We start from the raw sequence: 16804 nt of genomic DNA on the forward strand, positions 1-16804 counted from the left end.
GGGGGATCGGACATGTACGAAACGCATGCAACCGTTGTCGGAACCGTCATCACCAATCCGGTGAAGCGGCAGACCACCAATGGTGAAGAGGTGCTGAGCTTTCGGATGGCGAGCAACACACGTCGCAAAGACGCTGTGACGGGGGAGTGGACGGACGGAGCGACCCTGTATCTCACGGTCAGCTGCTGGCGACGGTTGGTCACCGGCGTCGGCGCTTCGATCATGAAGGGTGATCCGGTAATGGTGGCGGGGGAGTTGCGCACCAACGAGTACACGACCAAGGAGGGTGTGCCTCGTTCCGATCTCGAGCTGCGGGCGACGGCAGTAGGCGCCGACCTTGCTCGTTGCATCTCGAAGATCGAGCGTCAGAGCAAGCCGACGTCGGCGGAGAACACGGAGAACACGGAGGATGCGGTCGACACTGTCGCTGCGTGAGGACTCAGACCGAGGGTTTCGGGCAGTCGCGGGGCCGAGAGCAATCGTGCCCCGCGTCCACTCGCTCGAGGAGTTCTGTGAGAGTTGCTCGCTCCGACTCGTCGAGGTCGTCGAACACATCCGAGGACTCGCGTCGCTGAGCTTTCGCGACGTCCGCAGCCAGGGCAGCGCCGGCGTCGGTCAACTCGAGCAGCACTGCTCGCCGATCGTTCGGGTCGGGAGTGCGGCGCACCCATCCGGCATCTTGGAGGGAATCCACGACGTCGGTCGCCGACCGCGGAACTATGCGCAATCGCTCGGCAAGAAAACCGAGTCGAACCGGTTCGCCCACTCGGGTCAGCACTCGCAGCGCTCGGCTTTGTGACGGCGAGAGGCCGAATGGTTCCAGCGCTGCCACCTGGCGTCGGCGGATGAGCCGTGCCACGGACATCACGACATCGGTGAGTTCGCGCTCTCGGGAATGCATGGCGCCAGTCTAGCGTTGTTGGTGTCAGCCTCATAGTGAGGTAACCTCATCAATATGAAACTAGGGTGAGAAAGCCTCCAGGAGGTAAACGTGAAACCAGATCACATGCGAAACATCGAACGAACCGCTGTCGAGATCACTCCGGCGGAATCTGTACCGGCAAAGCGCGTACTCGGACTGTTCGCGCCGTATCGAACTCAGATCGCCATCGTCACCGCGGTCATCACACTCAGCGCGATCGTCGCGTTGGGTAGTCCGCTGCTCCTACGCGAAATGCTCGACAAGGCGATTCCGGACAAGAACCTCGGACTTGTCAGCATTCTTGCCATCGGCATGATCGCCATTGCCGTGATCACGAGCTGTCTCGGCGTGGCGCAAACCTGGATGTCCAACAGCATCGGCCAGAAACTGATGCACCAACTCCGCGTGCGGGTCTACTCGCACCTGCAGAATCAGTCCCTCGGGTTCTTCGCTCGAACCCGAACCGGAGAAGTTCAGTCGCGCATTGCCAACGACATCGGCGGTATGCAGTCGGTGGTCACCAATACGGCAACGTCCATCGCGCAGAACGCAACGACAGTGGCGGCCACGATTGTTGCTCTGTTCCTTCTGGATTGGCGACTCGCCATCTTCTCGCTGGCGATCTTGCCGGTGTTCATCCGTATCGCACGCAAGATCGGTGACGAGCGTCGAAAGATCTCAGGCAAGCGGCAGAAGCTGCTCAGTGATCTGTCGGTCCAGGTAGAGGAATCACTTTCCGTCAGTGGCATTCTCCTCGGCAAGACGACCGGCGCGAAGTCGGCTCTGACGGATCGATTCACCGAGCGGTCAGCGGAAGTCGCAGACGTCGAACTCCGGGCCATGATGGCCGGCAAGTGGCGCATGGCGACCATGTCGATCACCTTCGCGGCCATGCCCGCACTGGTCTACTGGTTTGCCGGTTTCACTCTCGATCACGGCAACACCATCACCGTCGGCACCCTCGTTGCCTTCACCACGCTGCAAACCCAATTGTTCCGCCCCACCATGATGCTGCTCAACACGGGCGTCGAGGTGCAGAGTTCGATGGCACTGTTCAGCCGCGTGTTCGAGTACCTGGATCTGCCGATCGACATCGCGGATCCGGAGGAGTCGAAGAGTTTCGACCGCGCGAAGATGTCCGGTGAACTTCGGTTCGACCACGTCGACTTCTCGTACCCGGGAACCGACAGCAAGACTCTCGACAACATCGACCTCACGGTCCCGGCGGGCGGAACCTTGGCGCTGGTCGGTTCTACCGGCTCGGGAAAGACCACTCTCGGATATTTGGCCGCACGTCTGTACGACCCGACGGCGGGATCGGTGAGGATCGACGACGTCGATCTGCGGGACCTCGATCTGGCGACGGTCTCCGACCTGGTGGGTGTGGTGTCGCAGGAGACGTACCTCTTCCACACGACGATTCGTGAGAACCTCCGGTTCGCGAAACCCGACGCCACCGACGCCGAGATCGAGCAGGCAGCACGCATCGCGCAGATCCACGAGTTCATCTCCGGTCTCGACGATGGTTACGACACCATGGTCGGCGAGCGCGGCTACCGATTCTCCGGTGGTGAGAAACAGCGCATCGCGATCGCGCGCACAGTTCTGCGGAATCCGCCGATCCTCGTCCTCGACGAGGCGACGAGCGCCTTGGACAATCGCACCGAACGTGCGCTGCAGGACGCCCTCGACGAGCTGATGGTCGGACGCACCACTCTTGTTGTAGCGCACCGACTCTCCACGGTTCGAGATGCGGATCTCATTGCCGTCCTCGACCAGGGCGTGGTTGTGGAAAAGGGAACTCACGACGAACTGGTCCAACAAGGCGGGCGGTACGCGCAGCTTCTTGCGGCCTCGGGTAGCGACGCAGTCGAACTCCCGTCGGAACTGCAAACCGTCTGAGTGCAAGAAATGTCGAGCATTCACTTCCGCAAATTTCTAGAACGTGTTCTACTTTAGTAGTCGTTGGTCGGCTATCAGTGGAGGCGGAAAGATCATGGGTCAGGTTCTGGACAACATCTCTCAGTTTGCCGACGAGATCCGCGCCGACGGAGTCGAGGGCGACAAGCTGATGCGCTTGACGGACGGCAGCGCGAAGCGACTGCGCGCCTCCGGTGTCATTCGGATGTTGCAGCCGAAGGAGTTCGGTGGGCTCGAGGCGCATCCGCGTGAATTTGCCGAGACGGCAATGGCTATCGGTGCGATGGACGGTGCTACCGGCTGGGTCAGCGGCATTGTCGGTGTTCATCCGTGGGAGCTTGCGTTCTTCGACCGCAAGGCTCAGGAAGAGGTGTGGGGAACCGATCCCGATACGTGGATGGCGTCGCCGTATGCGCCGATGGGTGTTGCGAGGCCGGTCGAGGGGGGCTACATCCTCAACGGTCGTTGGTCGTTCTCGTCCGGTACCGATCATTGTGACTGGATCATGATCGGTGCGATGGTCGGTGACGAGTCCGGTAAGCCGCTGATGCCGCCGAAGATTCTGCACGTGCTGTTGCCGCGCTCCGATTACGGCATCGACCAGGACAGCTGGAATGTCGTCGGGCTGCGCGGAACCGGTTCGAAGGATCTGATCGTCAAGGACGCGTTCCTGCCGACCTACCGCACTCTTGATGCGGGAAAGGTTTTCGATGGGACGGCGTGGAAGGAAGCGGGTCGTACGGAGACGTTGTACAAGTTCCCGTTCTCGTGCATTTTCCCGTTGGGGATCACCTCGTCGTTGATCGGTATCGCGGAGGGTGCGTTGGCGTGCAACATGGCGGCGCAGCGTGAGCGGGTGACGGTCAGTGGTGTTCCGATCAAGGAAGATCCGTATGTGCTGTTCGCGATCGGTGAGGCGGCGGCCGAGATCGCTGCTTCTCGGGCTGCGATTTTGGAGACGGTGGATCGTTTCTGGGACATGACGGAGATGGGGCAGGAGGTTTCGTTCGAGCTTCGTGCGATCGGTCGGCGTACGCAGACTGCTGCTGCGTGGCGTGCGGTGCGGGCGGTGGATGAGATCTTTGCTCGTTCCGGTGGTGGGGCTTTGCAGTTGAGCACGCCGATGCAGCGGTTCTGGCGTGATGCTCATGCCGGTCTGGCGCATGCGATTCATGTGCCCGGTTCCATTTTCCATGCGTCGACGCTCTCGCAGCTCGGTGGCGAGCCGAAGGGCATCCACCGGGCAATGATCTGAGCCGTCCTGGGGACGCCCGGAGGTGTCCCCATCGCGGTTTTCGTGGGGGTCGATGAGCATGTCGGTGAATCTGGTCGATGACCTCGGACTGTCCGCAGAACCCGCATCGGTGTGAGCGCCAACGCGCAATGTGGGTTATAGGACAAACACCGATAGGCTGGCGGTCATGGCTGAGTTCATTTACACGATGAAGAAGGTGCGCAAGGCGCACGGTGACAAGGTCATCCTCGATGACGTCACGATGAGCTTTTACCCCGGCGCGAAGATCGGTGTCGTCGGACCGAACGGCGCTGGTAAATCCAGCATCCTCAAGATCATGGCCGGACTGGACCAGCCGGGCAACGGCGAGGCCTTCCTGGCTCCGGGCGCGACCGTCGGCATCCTCATGCAGGAGCCGGAGCTCGACGAGACCAAGACCGTTCGCGAGAACGTCGAGGACGGCCTCGGTGAGACGATGGTCCAGCTCAAGCGGTACAACGAGATCGCCGAGCTGATGGCCACGGATTACTCCGACGAGCTCATGGAAGAGATGGGCGAACTGCAGGAGAAGCTCGATCACGCAGACGCGTGGGAGATCGACTCGCAGCTCGAGCAGGCTATGGACGCTCTGCGCTGCCCCCCGCCGGAAGAGATGGTCACCCACCTCTCCGGTGGTGAGAAGCGACGCGTTGCACTCTGCAAGCTGCTGCTGAGCAAGCCCGATCTCCTGCTCCTCGATGAGCCCACCAACCACCTCGACGCAGAATCGGTCCTGTGGCTCGAGCAGCACCTCGCTGCTTACCCCGGCGCAATCCTCGCCGTGACCCACGATCGTTACTTCCTCGATCACGTCGCACAGTGGATCTGTGAAGTCGACCGCGGACGCCTGTACCCGTACGAGGGCAACTACTCCACCTACCTGGAGCAGAAGGCTGCACGCCTCGAAGTTGCCGGCAAGAAGGATCAGAAGCTGCAGAAGCGCCTCAAGGACGAACTCGCCTGGGTTCGTTCCGGCGCCAAGGCCCGTCAGGCCAAGAACAAGGCTCGTCTCGATCGCTATGAAGAAATGGCGAACGAAGCCGAGAAGACCCGCAAGCTCGACTTCGACGAGATCCAGATCCCGGCACCGCCGCGTCTGGGTGACGTGGTCGTGGAGGTCTCGAACCTCGACAAGGGCTTCGACGGTCGCGTTCTGATCAAGGACCTCTCGTTCACGTTGCCGCGCAACGGAATTGTCGGCGTCATCGGCCCCAACGGTGTGGGTAAGACGACGCTGTTCAAGACCATCGTCGGTCTCGAAGAGCCTGATGCCGGTGAGGTCAAGATCGGTCAGACGGTCAAGCTGAGCTACGTCGACCAGAACCGTTCCGGCATCGACCCCAAGAAGACGGTCTGGGAAACAGTCTCCGACGGGCTCGATTTCATCGTCGTCGGCCAGACCGAGTTCCCGTCGCGCGCGTACATCAGCTCGTTCGGTTTCAAGGGCCACGATCAGCAGAAGCCGGCCGGCGTCCTCTCCGGTGGTGAGCGCAACCGCCTGAACCTGGCGATGACGCTCAAGCAGGGCGGCAACCTGATCCTGCTCGATGAGCCCACCAACGACCTCGACGTCGAAACCCTCGGCTCGCTGGAGAACGCTCTCGAAGAGTTCCCCGGCTGCGCCGTCGTGATTTCGCACGATCGCTGGTTCCTGGACCGCACCTGTACCCACATCCTCGCGTGGGAAGGTGGCTTCGGCGACAACGAGGCAGCCTGGTACTGGTACGAGGGCAACTTCGAGGGCTACGAGGCGAACAAGGTCGAGCGACTCGGCCCCGACGCCGCGCGCCCGCACCGCGTCACTCACCGCAAGCTCACCAGGGACTGATCCCGTGTCCGACGTATACACAGCGCAGATCCAGGTCCGGTGGGGCGATTCCGACCGGTTGGGTCACGTCAACAACACGCGTTACGTCGAGTACATGCAGGAAGCTCGCATCCAGTTCCTGGAAGCGAAACTGGCGCCGCTCGGCGGCCGGCCGGGATACCTCGTGGTTCGAAAGATGACCATCGAGTTCCTCAGGCCGGTCACCGATCGGTCCGGTCCCTTGAACGTGGAGATCTTCACGACTCACGTCGGGACTTCCTCGTTCACGGTTCGTCACATCATCCGTGACAAAGCGGGTGTCGAATGCGCATTCGGCGACGCGTTGATGGTCGGATTCGACACGGTGTCCGAAAAGTCCAGACCGCTGGCGGACAGCGAACGCGCGGTGCTCGAAGCATCGCTTGTTCAGATGACGACATCGTAGATTTCGTTTCTCAGTTCACCCTAGGTGTTGGTTGCCGCGGCTAGTCTCGAGTCAGAGATTGGTCGCGGCGATCAGAACCCACAAGGATGTGAGCCAGGAATGACAGACCGTGTACGGCAGCAGGGCACAGGCCTCGACGAAGCGACGTTGTTGACGCGTCTTCGCGAGGCCTTTTTCACGCATATCGACGAGGGTGACAGCGACGACGTCATCAACGGTCGATCGGATCGAGTCCTGCTCGCGCATCTTGCGCTCGGGCGGCAACGGACACCGGGCACGGCCGTATGGCGTGTGTACCGCCCGTCAGGATCCGAGGGGCTCGGCGCTGCTGTTCAGATCGTCACCGACGACATGTCGTTGCTCGTCGAGTCCGTCACGGCGATGCTCAACCGACAAGGTGTGGGAATCAGTCAATTCGCCCACCCGATCCTGACCGTCGAACGCGACGACTCGGGCAATCTGATGTCCTTGGGCGACAGCGGTATCCAAGAATCCTGGATGCACGTCCAGTTGGATTCCGAAGTCGAGGATTCCGCGCTCGACGCGATCGAAGCGCACCTCGGCAAAGTACTCGCAGACGTCCGTCAGGTGGTTGGCGACACCCCGGACATGAAGGCATTGCAACTGCGCGTTGCCGACGAGTTGGCGAGCGCCGCCGAAACCGCCTCCGGCAGGATCACCCCCGAAGAGTTCTCCGACACCGCTCGACTGCTGCGGTGGATGGCCGACGGAAATTACGCCGTTCTCGGGTACCGGCGATTCGAGGGCACGAAGGACGGTTCACGTACGGTCGCGGGTAGTGGACTCGGTGTGCTGCGCTCCGACGCGGTCACCGAGGGCCCGATGAGCTTGCCTCCCGTCGCAGATCTCCCGGATCGACCGCTTCTGGTCCTGACTCAGGGATCGTTCCCCGCCACGGTGCACCGCGCTGTCTACCCGTACTTCGTGGGCGTCTCGATCCTCGACGACAACGGAAACATTGTGGGGGAGCACAGGTTCCTGGGAGTGTTCACCGTTGTCGCCCTCCACGAGAACGTCCTCGCGATTCCCCTGATCGAGCGCCGCGTCCGCGAAGTAATCGCGCGTGCCGGTGTCGACCTGCATTCGTACTCCGGTCAGGCGATGCTCGAGGTCATCCAGTCCTTCCCGCGCACCGAGTTGTTCTCGAGCGATGCCGAGACCTTGTTCGAGACCGTGCACGCCGTGCACAGCATCGGATTGCGTCGGCAGGTGCGACTCTTTGTCCGCGAGGACACGTTCGGCCGCTTCGTATCCTGCCTGGTGTATCTACCTCGTGACCGGTACACGACGCGGGTGCGACTGGCGATGCAAAGCCTGTTGTGGCGCGAATTCGGACCAGGCACAGTCGATTACACCGCCCGGGTTACCGAGAACGATCTTGCGTTGTTGCACGTGACGATCCGGCGCGATCCGGCCAGCGAGCCGGTTCATCTCGATGTCTCCGAGGCCAACCGCGAGCGAGTTCAGGCGCTGTTGACCGAAGTCAGTCGTAGCTGGGACGACCGCATCAACGACCTTGTTCGCGAAAGTCCGGGCGTGGATCCGGAACTGGTGCAGCGGTATTCGCGGGTACTTCCCGATGGGTACAAGGAGGACTTCGAGCCGTCGCGGGCGCTCGCCGACATCGCCAGGCTCGAGGCGTTGGCACCGGGCGCGATCGACGTGCTGCTCTATCGCGCCGTCGACTCCGCGCCCGGCGCCTGGCGCTTCACTCTCTTCGTCGGAGGCGACGGTATCTCGTTGAGCCAGGTCCTGCCGGTGCTGCAGTCACTCGGCGTCGAAGTTCTCGACGAGCGGCCGCACGTCGTACAGCGCCTCGACGGCGTTCAGTGCTGGATCTACGATTTCGGACTGTCGGTACCGGCGGATCTTCGGGCGTCGGTCGAGATCGACCTCGATGCGCAGGTGCCACTCGAGACCAGTACCGCCCCGCTGACCGAGGTCCAGAAGCGGTTCACGGCCGCGTTCGGTGCAGTCTGGTTCGGCCGGGCAGAAGCTGACCGATTCAACGAGTTGGTGCTGCGCGCCGGTATGTCCTGGCGTCAAGCCGTGGTGCTGCGCGCATACGCAAAGTATCTGCGGCAGGCCACATTTCCGTACAGTCAGTTCCACATCGAAGGAATCGCACTCACGCATCCGCAGACCGCGTTTGCATTGGTCCAGTTGTTCGAGGCGATGTTCGACCCCGAGAAACAGGACGACATCCGCGTCGCGGAATTGGACGAGCAGTTGCGTGCATCCATCGACGAGGTTCTCAGCTTGGATGCCGATCGCATTCTGCGTGGAATGTTCTCGTTGGTGAAGGCGTCCTTGCGTACCAATTTCTACGTCGTCGACGCCGATGGTCGTTCTCGTGACTATCTGTCGGTCAAACTGGATCCCTCACGGATCAGCGAGTTGCCCAAGCCGCGGCCGGCTTTCGAAATCTACGTGTACTCGCCCGAGGTCGAAGGCGTGCACCTGCGATTCGGCGCCGTCGCGCGCGGCGGGCTCCGCTGGTCCGACCGGCGCGAGGATTTCCGGACCGAGGTGCTGGGCTTGGTGAAGGCGCAGGCCGTCAAGAACGCGGTGATCGTCCCGGTCGGCGCCAAAGGCGGCTTCGTCGTGAAGAATCCGCCTCTGCCGACGGGCGATCCGGCCGCTGATCGAACAGCGACGCTGGAAACCGGCAAGGCCTGCTACACCACGTTCATTTCCGGATTGCTCGACATCACGGACAACGTGCACGCCGCCACCGGCGAAGTTGTGACGCCGGATCGAGTGGTACGCAAGGACGATCAGGACCGCTACCTCGTCGTCGCCGCAGACAAGGGCACGGCGACGTTTTCCGATCTCGCGAATTCGGTTGCCGCCAAGTACGACTTCTGGCTCGGCGACGCGTTCGCTTCCGGCGGTTCCGTGGGATACGACCACAAGGGCATGGGTATCACCGCCCGGGGCGCCTGGGAAAGCGTCAAGCGGCACTTCCGCGAACTCGGTGTCGACACGCAGACCGAGGATTTCACGACGGTAGGCGTCGGCGACATGAGCGGTGACGTGTTCGGCAACGGAATGCTGCTCAGTCGCCACATCCGACTGGTGGGCGCGTTCGACCACCGACACATCTTCCTCGATCCGAACCCTGACGCAGCGAGTTCGTTCGTGGAGCGTCAACGGCTCTTCGAGTTACCTCGGTCGTCGTGGGCCGACTACGACACCAGCCTGATCAGTGAAGGCGGCGGGGTCTGGGATCGCACGGTCAAGTCGGTCCCGATCGCCGAAAGCGTTCGGGGCGCACTGGGGTTGGCCGAGGGAGTCACGAAGCTCTCTCCGCCGGAGTTGATGCAAGCGATCCTGTCCGCACCCGTGGACCTACTCTGGAACGGCGGAATCGGTACGTACGTCAAAGCGTCGACCGAGACCAATGCGCAGGTCGGCGACAAGAGTAACGACGCCGTGCGTGTCGACGGTCAAGATCTGCGGGTCAAGGTGATCGGCGAAGGTGGCAACCTCGGCGTGACAGCTCTGGGACGAATCGAGTTCAGCGCCAACGGCGGTCACATCAACACCGACGCCATCGACAACTCGGCCGGCGTCGACTGCTCCGATCACGAAGTGAACATCAAGATTCTTCTCGATTCGCTCGTGCGCTCGCAGTTGCTGCCGTCACCGGAACGCAATCCGCTGCTGGCGTCGATGACCGATGACGTGGCCGCATTGGTGTTGGCGGACAACATCGCTCAGAACGCGCTGCTCGGAATCTCACGGGTGACCGCGCCGCAGATGCTCGGTGTTCACCGGCGTCAGTTGACGGACTTGAGCAAGGCACGTGGCCTGGACCGCAAGCTGGAGGCGTTGCCGACCGACAAGGAGATCGAGCGTCGACTCGAGGCCGGTGTGGGTCTGACGTCGCCGGAACTGGCGACGCTGACGGCGCACGTCAAGCTTTCACTCAAGGACGATTTACTCGCAACCGAGTTGCCGGACAACGATTTCTTCGCCCAGCAGATCCCGCAGTACTTCCCGACCGCTGTTCGCGATCGGTTCGAAACGGAGATCAAGGCCCACCCGTTGCGTCGGCAGATCGTCGCGACGATGCTCGTCAACGAAGTGATCGACAACGGCGGAATCACCTACGCCTACCGCTTGGCCGAGGAGACCGGAGCGAGCAGTACAGACTCGATTCGTGCCTACGCCGCTGTGCGGGAGGTCTTTGCACTCGACGAGGTGTGGTCGCGAATCCGTTCGGCGGGCGTCAGTGCAGAGATCGAAAACGAGTTGATCGTGGAATCATGCCGACTGCTCGACCGGGCGTCGCGATGGTTCCTGGCCAATCGGCCCCAGCCGATCGCTGTCGGCGCCGAGGTTGCGCGTTACTCGGCAGCGTATCGGGCGACGGCCCCGCTGGTTCCCGGACTGCTCGCCGGCCATCAGCTCGACGATCTGCTGGTGCGCGCGCAGTCGGTGATCGACCGTGGGGCTCCGGAAGCGTTGGCGCTGGACGTGTTCCGGCTGCTCGACGTCTACTGCCTGCTCGACATCGCGGATATCGCCGACATCGCAGATCACGACATCACCGAAGTCGCGGAGCTGTACTACGCCTTGGACGCGCACCTGGGAATCGACTGGTTGCTGAGCGCGGTCTCGGGACTCGAGCGCGGCGATCGTTGGCACTCGCTCGCGCGGCTCGCGTTGCGAGACGACCTCTACAGTTCGCTTCGGCAGCTGACGATGGAGGTTCTGGCGGGCGGCGAGCCGGGGGAGTCGCCGCAGGAAAAGATCGACGAATGGGAATCGACCAACGCCTCGCGCCTGAGCCGGGCGAGGGCAGCTCTCGTCGAGATCTTCGAGTCTGGGACGCTTGACCTCGCGACGCTCTCGGTGGCGGCGCGTCAGGTTCGTAGCATGGTGCGCAGCATGGGCACCCGATCGGAGGTAGGACGTTGAGCGAAGGATTCCACGCCGAAGTAGTGGTTCGGTGGTCCGACATGGATGCCTTCCAGCACATCAACCACGCACGGATGGTGACGTTGCTCGAAGAGGCGCGGATTCCTTGGTTGTTCGAAGACTCACGCCCGACGGTCACCCTGCGTGACGGGGCCGTGATTGCCGATCTCCATGTGCGGTACCGCGGCCAACTGCGGCACGACGATTCACCGCTCGACGTCTTCATGTGGGTGGAAAAGGTTCGCGCGGTGGACTTCACCATCGCGTACGAAGTTCGCCCGCGCGGCGCCGATCTCAGCGTCCCGCCGTCCATCGTGGCGTCGACTCAGATCGCGGCCTTCGACATCGACACACAGCGTCTGCGCCGTCTCAGCGGCCCCGAGCGCGAGTACCTGGAGAGCTGGCAACGTGCATGAACGTGTACTGACCGTGCCCGAGGAGTCCGAGCGAAAGAACTTGGCCGGCTTCATCGGTCATGCACTGCGCTTGGACGAGTCCACGGTCATCCGGATGCGTCGACGCGGAGATGCCCACCTGAGTGTCTGGGCACCAACGGGTTTCGACGCTCTGGCAACGCGAACCGTGGCGGGCACCATCAACCCCGACGACACCTCGGCTGCCGGGGATCAGTTGCTCGCGGCCGTGGAGCAGGCAACGGGTGAGCTGATCGATCCGGGGTTCGCCATGGATTCGGCGTGGCGTGGGGCGTTGCCGCCCACGGAGGGCTTCGAGCACCTGGACGACGTGCCCGCCCGGGTGCTGATCGAACTGGCCCAGCGGGGCAACGCCTTGGCCCAGGAGCATGGCAGCAGTCACGGGCCGCCGGCGTCGTTGCTCGATCAGGACGTACTCGAGGTCAGTGGTCCGTCCGGCACGGTCGGGATCTCGATGCGAGTTATCTTTGCCTTGACCGCAATGGGATTCGTTCCGCACGCCGGATCCGAAGCGATGACCGCCGACATCGACCTCGAGCAGATCGACGCGTCGGAGTTGGTTCGGGTGCGGGCAAGCAAATCCTGGGTGCGCCTCGATGCACGATTCGGCTCGATCTACCGTCACCGCGGAGGTTCGATACCCCTGATGGTGGCACGGTAGGAGTTCAGGCGGCGGGTGCGGTGGTCTCTCAGATCAGCCACGCCGCCGCATTGACGGGCAGTTGACCGTCGACCAGAGGCGCACTGCTCAGTAGAAGCTGCCCGCTCGGCAGCGCGATGGGCACCTCCGTCGTGTTGAGGGCACAGATCAGACCACCACGCCGACGGAAAGCGAGGCAGCCGGGAGGACTGCCGTACCAATCGATGTCGGTTCCGGAGAACTCCGGCCTGGCGCTTCGAAGTTCGAGGGCGGCGCGATAGAGCGAGAGCATCGAGTCCACGTCCTCGATCTGCGCCTCCACGGTGAGCGTCGACCACTCGGGTGGCATCGGCAACCAGGTGCTCGCACCGGTGGTGAAACCGAAGGGTGGTTCGGTTCCTTCCCACGGAAGGGGCACGCGGCAACCGTCACGTCCGCGCTCGGTATGTCCGGATCGTTCCCAGACCGGGTCCTGCAGTGCGCCGTCGGGAAGGTCGACATTCGGCAGACCGAGTTCGGCTCCGTTGTAGATGAAGCTCGCGCCCGGGAGCGCCAGCTCGACGAGGATCATTGCCCGGGCGCGGTGCGTCCCGATCTCGCCCCCGCCGTAGCGCGTGACTTCACGTTCGACGTCGTGGTTCGACAGTGTCCACGTGGGCACACCTCCGACCTCGGCGACAGCTGCGAGGGAGTTTTCGACGGCCTCGCGGACGGACTCGGCCGAGAACCCGGTTTCTGCGAGTCGGAAGTTGAATCCGAGGTGCAGTTCGTCAGGCCGGATGTATTCGCCGAACTTCTGGTTGTCCTTCACCCAGATCTCGCCGACGGTCATGGTCTCCGGGAACTCGTCCATGACCTTGCGGATTCCGCGGTGGATTTCGTGAACGGCCGGGTTGTTGAACCGCGGGTCGTCGTCGGAATTTCGCATGAGCTCGTTGAGCTCCCAGTCGTGGTCCGGCAAACCGTCAGGCTTGGCCATTCCGTGCGCCACGTCGATACGGAATCCGTCGATTCCGCGTTCGAGCCAGAAGCGCAGAGTCTTGGCGAGGTCGTCGAAGACCTCGGGGTTGTCCCAGTTCAGGTCCGGCTGCTCCTTGGCGAAGATGTGCAGGTACCACTGACCGGGTTTTCCGTCGGCTTCGGTGACGCGGGTCCATGCCGGGCCGCCGAAGATGCTCGGCCAGTTGTTCGGCGGTTCGCTGCCGTTCTCACCCTTACCGTCTCGGAAGATGTAGCGGGATCTCTCCGCAGAGCCGGGCGCCGACGCCAGAGCCGCCTTGAACCAAGCGTGCTGATCACTGGTGTGGTTCGGGACCAGATCCATGGTGACCTTGATTCCACGTTCGTGAGCCGACGCGATCAGCGAATCCATCGTCGCCAGATCGCCGAACAAGGGATCGATGTCGCGAGGATCCGAGACGTCGTAGCCGTGGTCGGCCATCGGTGACTTCATGACCGGGCTCAACCAGATCGCGTCGATACCGAGAAGCTCGAGGTATCCGAGTTTCTCCTCGACTCCGCCGAGGTCGCCGATACCGTCACTGCCCGAATCGGCAAAGGAACGCGGGTAGATCTGATAGAAAACCGCCTCGTTCCACCACGGTGCTTCGGGCCGGCTTACAGAGGACGAATCCGCGGGGGTGCTCACAGCAGTTCATAGTGCCAAACGTCCGGCACTCGCACGACTTGGACACGGCAAAAGCGTGACTCTTTACCTAGCCTTGGTGTACTTTGCATTGACGCGGTCACGCCATGTGGCAACTGTGGTGTTACCGCCGGGGGTGATGTATCGAAAATTCAACCAAGGGGGCTTGGCCATGACTTTGTCGGCAATCGAAGCGGTCAGTTTGGATCACGTGCTGCTCGATCATGATCCGATCAACCGGGACTGGATAATCTCCGGCACACCAGCTGCGCGGTCGGCGCAATGGTCGGTGAGTAAAGACGGCACCACGACCACGCACGTCTGGGATTGCACGAAGGGACGGTTTCGCTGGTACTTCCAGGCGGACGAAATCGTACACATCATCGAGGGCTCGGTCACTGTTCAGGCCGACGGAATCGCAAAGCGGACCCTGGGCGTCGGTGATGCCGCACTCTTCCGTGCGGGCAGCTGGTCGGAATGGGAGGTCGACGAGTACGTGCGTAAGCATGCAATCTTGAGTTCGCCGCTTCATCCCACAGTGTCGTTCGGGGTACGAGCGGCCCGCCGGGTTGCGCGTCTGTTCAGACCGAAGGCGAAGTAAACGCTCAGATGGCGGAGTTCACCATGGACGCAGCTGCCATCTCCATGTAGTCGATCAACTGCTTGCGATGCACCGGGCTCAGAGTCTTCTCGTCGATGGACGCGATGGCGACGTGCATGCACCGCAACCAAGCATCACGCTCGATCGGGCCGATCACGAAGGGATTGTGGCGCATCCGCAGACGCGGGTGCCCACGCTCCTCCGAGTACGTGTGCGGCCCGCCCCAGTACTGCTCGAGGAACATCCGCATTCTCCGCTCGGCCGGGCCGAGATCGGCCTCGGGGTAGAGCGGGCGCACAACCTCGTCCTTCGCGACTTCTTCGTAGAATCGCGCGGTGAGCTTGTGAAACGTCGCGGCTCCGCCGACGGCGTCGTAGAAGGTCTGCTGCACGTCGTGCTGTACGTCATTCATGGCAACTTCCATTGTGCCTGACGGCCGTAGTGGTCGGTTTCCGGGTCGACGACGGTCACGTCGGGTCGGAGTGCGTACCCATTCACCGGAAATTCACCGGCCGTCCTGGCAATTTTGTTCGAAATGGGAGTGCGTAACGCGATCATCCGTGGTCAACTTGGGGGCAGTCTCCCGGAGGTCGTATGAAGAATCGACATGCTGCACGCAATCACCGACAACTCCAGCCCACTAGCGCGCGGAACGACCACGCGTTAGGGGCTGTTCTGGAAGTTGTTCCTGACGGGTTCGCTCACACTGCTGACCCACTCTTTTCCGAAGAACATTCTCACCTCGAGATGTTCCCTCCCGATCGCGTCGTCCCCGAGTGGGTAAAACGTCGGGTGCTTCTGCTCAACGTCACCTACGAACCGCTGACCGCTCTTCCCGCACGGCGCGCGGTCGTACTCATGGCCTGCGGCAAGGCCGATACCGTCCACGAGGACGAACAAGGCCCGGTAGTCCATTCTGCGGACTGGTCGGTGCAGGTTCCCTCTGTCATTCGATTGCGCACCTACGTGCGTGTTCCTTATCGCGCCCGCATTCCGATGACCCGCGCCGCGCTGATGCATCGTGACCATTTCCGATGTGCCTACTGCGGAGCCAAAGCCGAAACCATCGACCACGTTGTTCCTCGCAGCAGAGGTGGCGGGCATTCGTGGGAAAACTGCGTCGCGTGCTGTGCCCCCTGCAATCACCGCAAGGCCGACAAGATGCTCAGCGAACTCGGGTGGACCCTCCGCGCGGAATTGGTTCCGCCGTCCGGCCCGCACTGGCGTCTGCTCGCGGCAACCAAGGAATTGCATCCGGCGTGGATGCCGTATCTCGGCGTGGGCGCAGCCTGAGCTTTGTTTCGGCGTGGGCGCGGCCTGAGTCGTGTTCCAGCGCCGCCGAAACGAAATTGGCCGAGAATTTGTGGCCCTGACGCTTTCCTTCCTGGCGTTCTGGGCTACCTTACTGGTGTGAGCATTCTCGAGGTAGTACTGATATACGTTGGGATTCCGGCCTTGATCACCGCGTTCTTCGCGGCTGCGTCCTTCCTCGGGAAGAAGACGCCGGGACCGGTTCCGCCGGCGTTCCATCTCGGTGAGTCGTGGGATCACGCTCCCGTGCTGTGGAGTGCTGTCGACGAGGTCACCGTTCGCGGTGGCCATCACGGCAGTGCACACGCAATCGAAGCCGGTTCGGCTGATCTGATCGGAGGGTCCGCAAGTGGCAAGTGGTGATCATTCGACCGCGCTCGCAGTAGCGCCCGAGGACCTGCCGGTCGGCAGCGTCGTCACGTCCAGCGGACGTGTTTCCGGTGTGCATCGCATCGGTGAGCCGTTCACCGACGACCTTCCGTTCGAGACCATGGATCTGGTCGCGCTCGACGTCGCGATGACCGAAGCGACTCGGGCCACCAAGGTGCGATTCAACGCGTACATCGGTGATCTCGGTTCGGATCCGGCAGCGGGTGCCGACGCATTGTTCCCGACGACGCCCGAAGCCGAGCGTTCCGTCCTGATCGCAGTCTCGCCGAACCAGCGCACCGTCGAGGTACGCAGTGGGCGGGCAATCGCCGATCGGGTCACCGATCGCGTTACGCAGCTCGGAGCAACGGCAGCTGTTGCATCCTTCAGTGAAGGCAACCTGATCGACGGACTGATCAGCGCCATTCGTGTTATGGCAGCCGCAATTTCGGCGCCCTGACTTGTAAGACACAGGCCGGTGCCCGCTTCG

The 16804-nt window shown here is 62.4% G+C and carries 15 protein-coding genes; 12 read left to right on the plus strand and 3 right to left on the minus strand.

Annotation, left to right across the window (positions count from 1 at the left end; all coding sequences use genetic code 11):
* The first annotated feature begins 12 nt into the window (after positions 1-12).
* Positions 13-435 (plus strand): single-stranded DNA-binding protein, encoded by a 423-nt coding sequence (gene ssb / locus ACFWEM_RS24880; protein WP_378537952.1) that lies wholly within the window; start codon positions 13-15, stop codon positions 433-435.
* A 4-nt stretch (positions 436-439) separates the two neighbouring features.
* Here ssb and ACFWEM_RS24885 read toward each other — a convergent pair whose 3' ends face one another.
* On the minus strand, positions 440-901 hold the full coding sequence (locus ACFWEM_RS24885; RefSeq protein ID WP_378537956.1) for a MarR family winged helix-turn-helix transcriptional regulator: 462 nt from the start codon (positions 899-901) through the stop codon (positions 440-442).
* Positions 902-1006: 105 nt separating this feature from the next.
* On the opposite strand from ACFWEM_RS24885, the gene ACFWEM_RS24890 reads away from it, so the two are divergent.
* From ACFWEM_RS24890 to ACFWEM_RS24920, 7 genes are all read left to right on the plus strand, one after another.
* Positions 1007-2824, plus strand: coding sequence for an ABC transporter ATP-binding protein (locus tag ACFWEM_RS24890; protein WP_378538540.1), 1818 nt, complete (start codon positions 1007-1009; stop codon positions 2822-2824).
* 94 nt (positions 2825-2918) lie between these two features.
* Entirely contained in the window at positions 2919-4097 is a 1179-nt protein-coding gene (locus ACFWEM_RS24895) for an acyl-CoA dehydrogenase family protein (protein WP_378537959.1), read from the plus strand.
* 166 nt (positions 4098-4263) lie between these two features.
* The gene (ettA, locus tag ACFWEM_RS24900; RefSeq protein WP_007730925.1) at positions 4264-5943 is read left to right on the plus strand and encodes an energy-dependent translational throttle protein EttA; all 1680 of its coding nucleotides are present in this window, start codon (positions 4264-4266) and stop codon (positions 5941-5943) included.
* A gap of 4 nt (positions 5944-5947) precedes the next feature.
* Positions 5948-6367 (plus strand): acyl-CoA thioesterase, encoded by a 420-nt coding sequence (locus tag ACFWEM_RS24905; RefSeq protein WP_378537962.1) that lies wholly within the window; start codon positions 5948-5950, stop codon positions 6365-6367.
* A 99-nt stretch (positions 6368-6466) separates the two neighbouring features.
* Complete coding sequence (locus ACFWEM_RS24910; RefSeq protein ID WP_378537965.1) at positions 6467-11314, plus strand: NAD-glutamate dehydrogenase; 4848 nt, start codon at positions 6467-6469, stop codon at positions 11312-11314.
* Positions 11311-11730, plus strand: a complete 420-nt coding sequence (locus ACFWEM_RS24915; protein ID WP_003944573.1) for a thioesterase family protein — start codon at positions 11311-11313, stop codon at positions 11728-11730. Before ACFWEM_RS24910 ends, ACFWEM_RS24915 begins: the two co-directional genes overlap by 4 nt.
* Positions 11723-12409 carry a hypothetical protein gene (locus ACFWEM_RS24920; protein ID WP_378537970.1) on the plus strand — a complete coding sequence of 229 codons (687 nt, stop codon included), beginning with the start codon at positions 11723-11725 and terminating at the stop codon, positions 12407-12409. Before ACFWEM_RS24915 ends, ACFWEM_RS24920 begins: the two co-directional genes overlap by 8 nt.
* Before the next feature lie 28 nt (positions 12410-12437).
* Here ACFWEM_RS24920 and ACFWEM_RS24925 read toward each other — a convergent pair whose 3' ends face one another.
* On the minus strand, positions 12438-14036 hold the full coding sequence (locus ACFWEM_RS24925) for a glycoside hydrolase family 13 protein (RefSeq protein WP_378537973.1): 1599 nt from the start codon (positions 14034-14036) through the stop codon (positions 12438-12440).
* 163 nt (positions 14037-14199) lie between these two features.
* On the opposite strand from ACFWEM_RS24925, the gene ACFWEM_RS24930 reads away from it, so the two are divergent.
* On the plus strand, positions 14200-14634 hold the full coding sequence (locus ACFWEM_RS24930; protein WP_378537975.1) for a cupin domain-containing protein: 435 nt from the start codon (positions 14200-14202) through the stop codon (positions 14632-14634).
* Between the two features lie 4 nt (positions 14635-14638).
* Here ACFWEM_RS24930 and ACFWEM_RS24935 read toward each other — a convergent pair whose 3' ends face one another.
* Positions 14639-15046, minus strand: coding sequence for a globin (locus ACFWEM_RS24935; RefSeq protein WP_378537978.1), 408 nt, complete (start codon positions 15044-15046; stop codon positions 14639-14641).
* Positions 15047-15228: 182 nt separating this feature from the next.
* Between ACFWEM_RS24935 and ACFWEM_RS24940 the strand changes: the two genes are divergently transcribed.
* The 3 genes from ACFWEM_RS24940 (at position 15229) to ACFWEM_RS24950 (ending at position 16774) form a co-directional block, all read left to right on the plus strand.
* A complete protein-coding gene (locus ACFWEM_RS24940; protein ID WP_020908239.1) occupies positions 15229-15927 on the plus strand; it encodes an HNH endonuclease in 699 nt (232 codons plus the stop codon).
* Between the two features lie 117 nt (positions 15928-16044).
* Positions 16045-16308: a hypothetical protein gene (locus ACFWEM_RS24945; RefSeq protein ID WP_007730943.1), complete on the plus strand. Its 264-nt coding sequence runs from the start codon at positions 16045-16047 to the stop codon at positions 16306-16308.
* Positions 16295-16774 carry a DUF5130 domain-containing protein gene (locus ACFWEM_RS24950; protein ID WP_019749092.1) on the plus strand — a complete coding sequence of 160 codons (480 nt, stop codon included), beginning with the start codon at positions 16295-16297 and terminating at the stop codon, positions 16772-16774. Before ACFWEM_RS24945 ends, ACFWEM_RS24950 begins: the two co-directional genes overlap by 14 nt.
* Positions 16775-16804 lie beyond the last annotated feature (30 nt).

This window comes from Rhodococcus sp. NPDC060176, assembly GCF_042728675.1.
Classification (GTDB): domain Bacteria; phylum Actinomycetota; class Actinomycetes; order Mycobacteriales; family Mycobacteriaceae; genus Rhodococcus_F.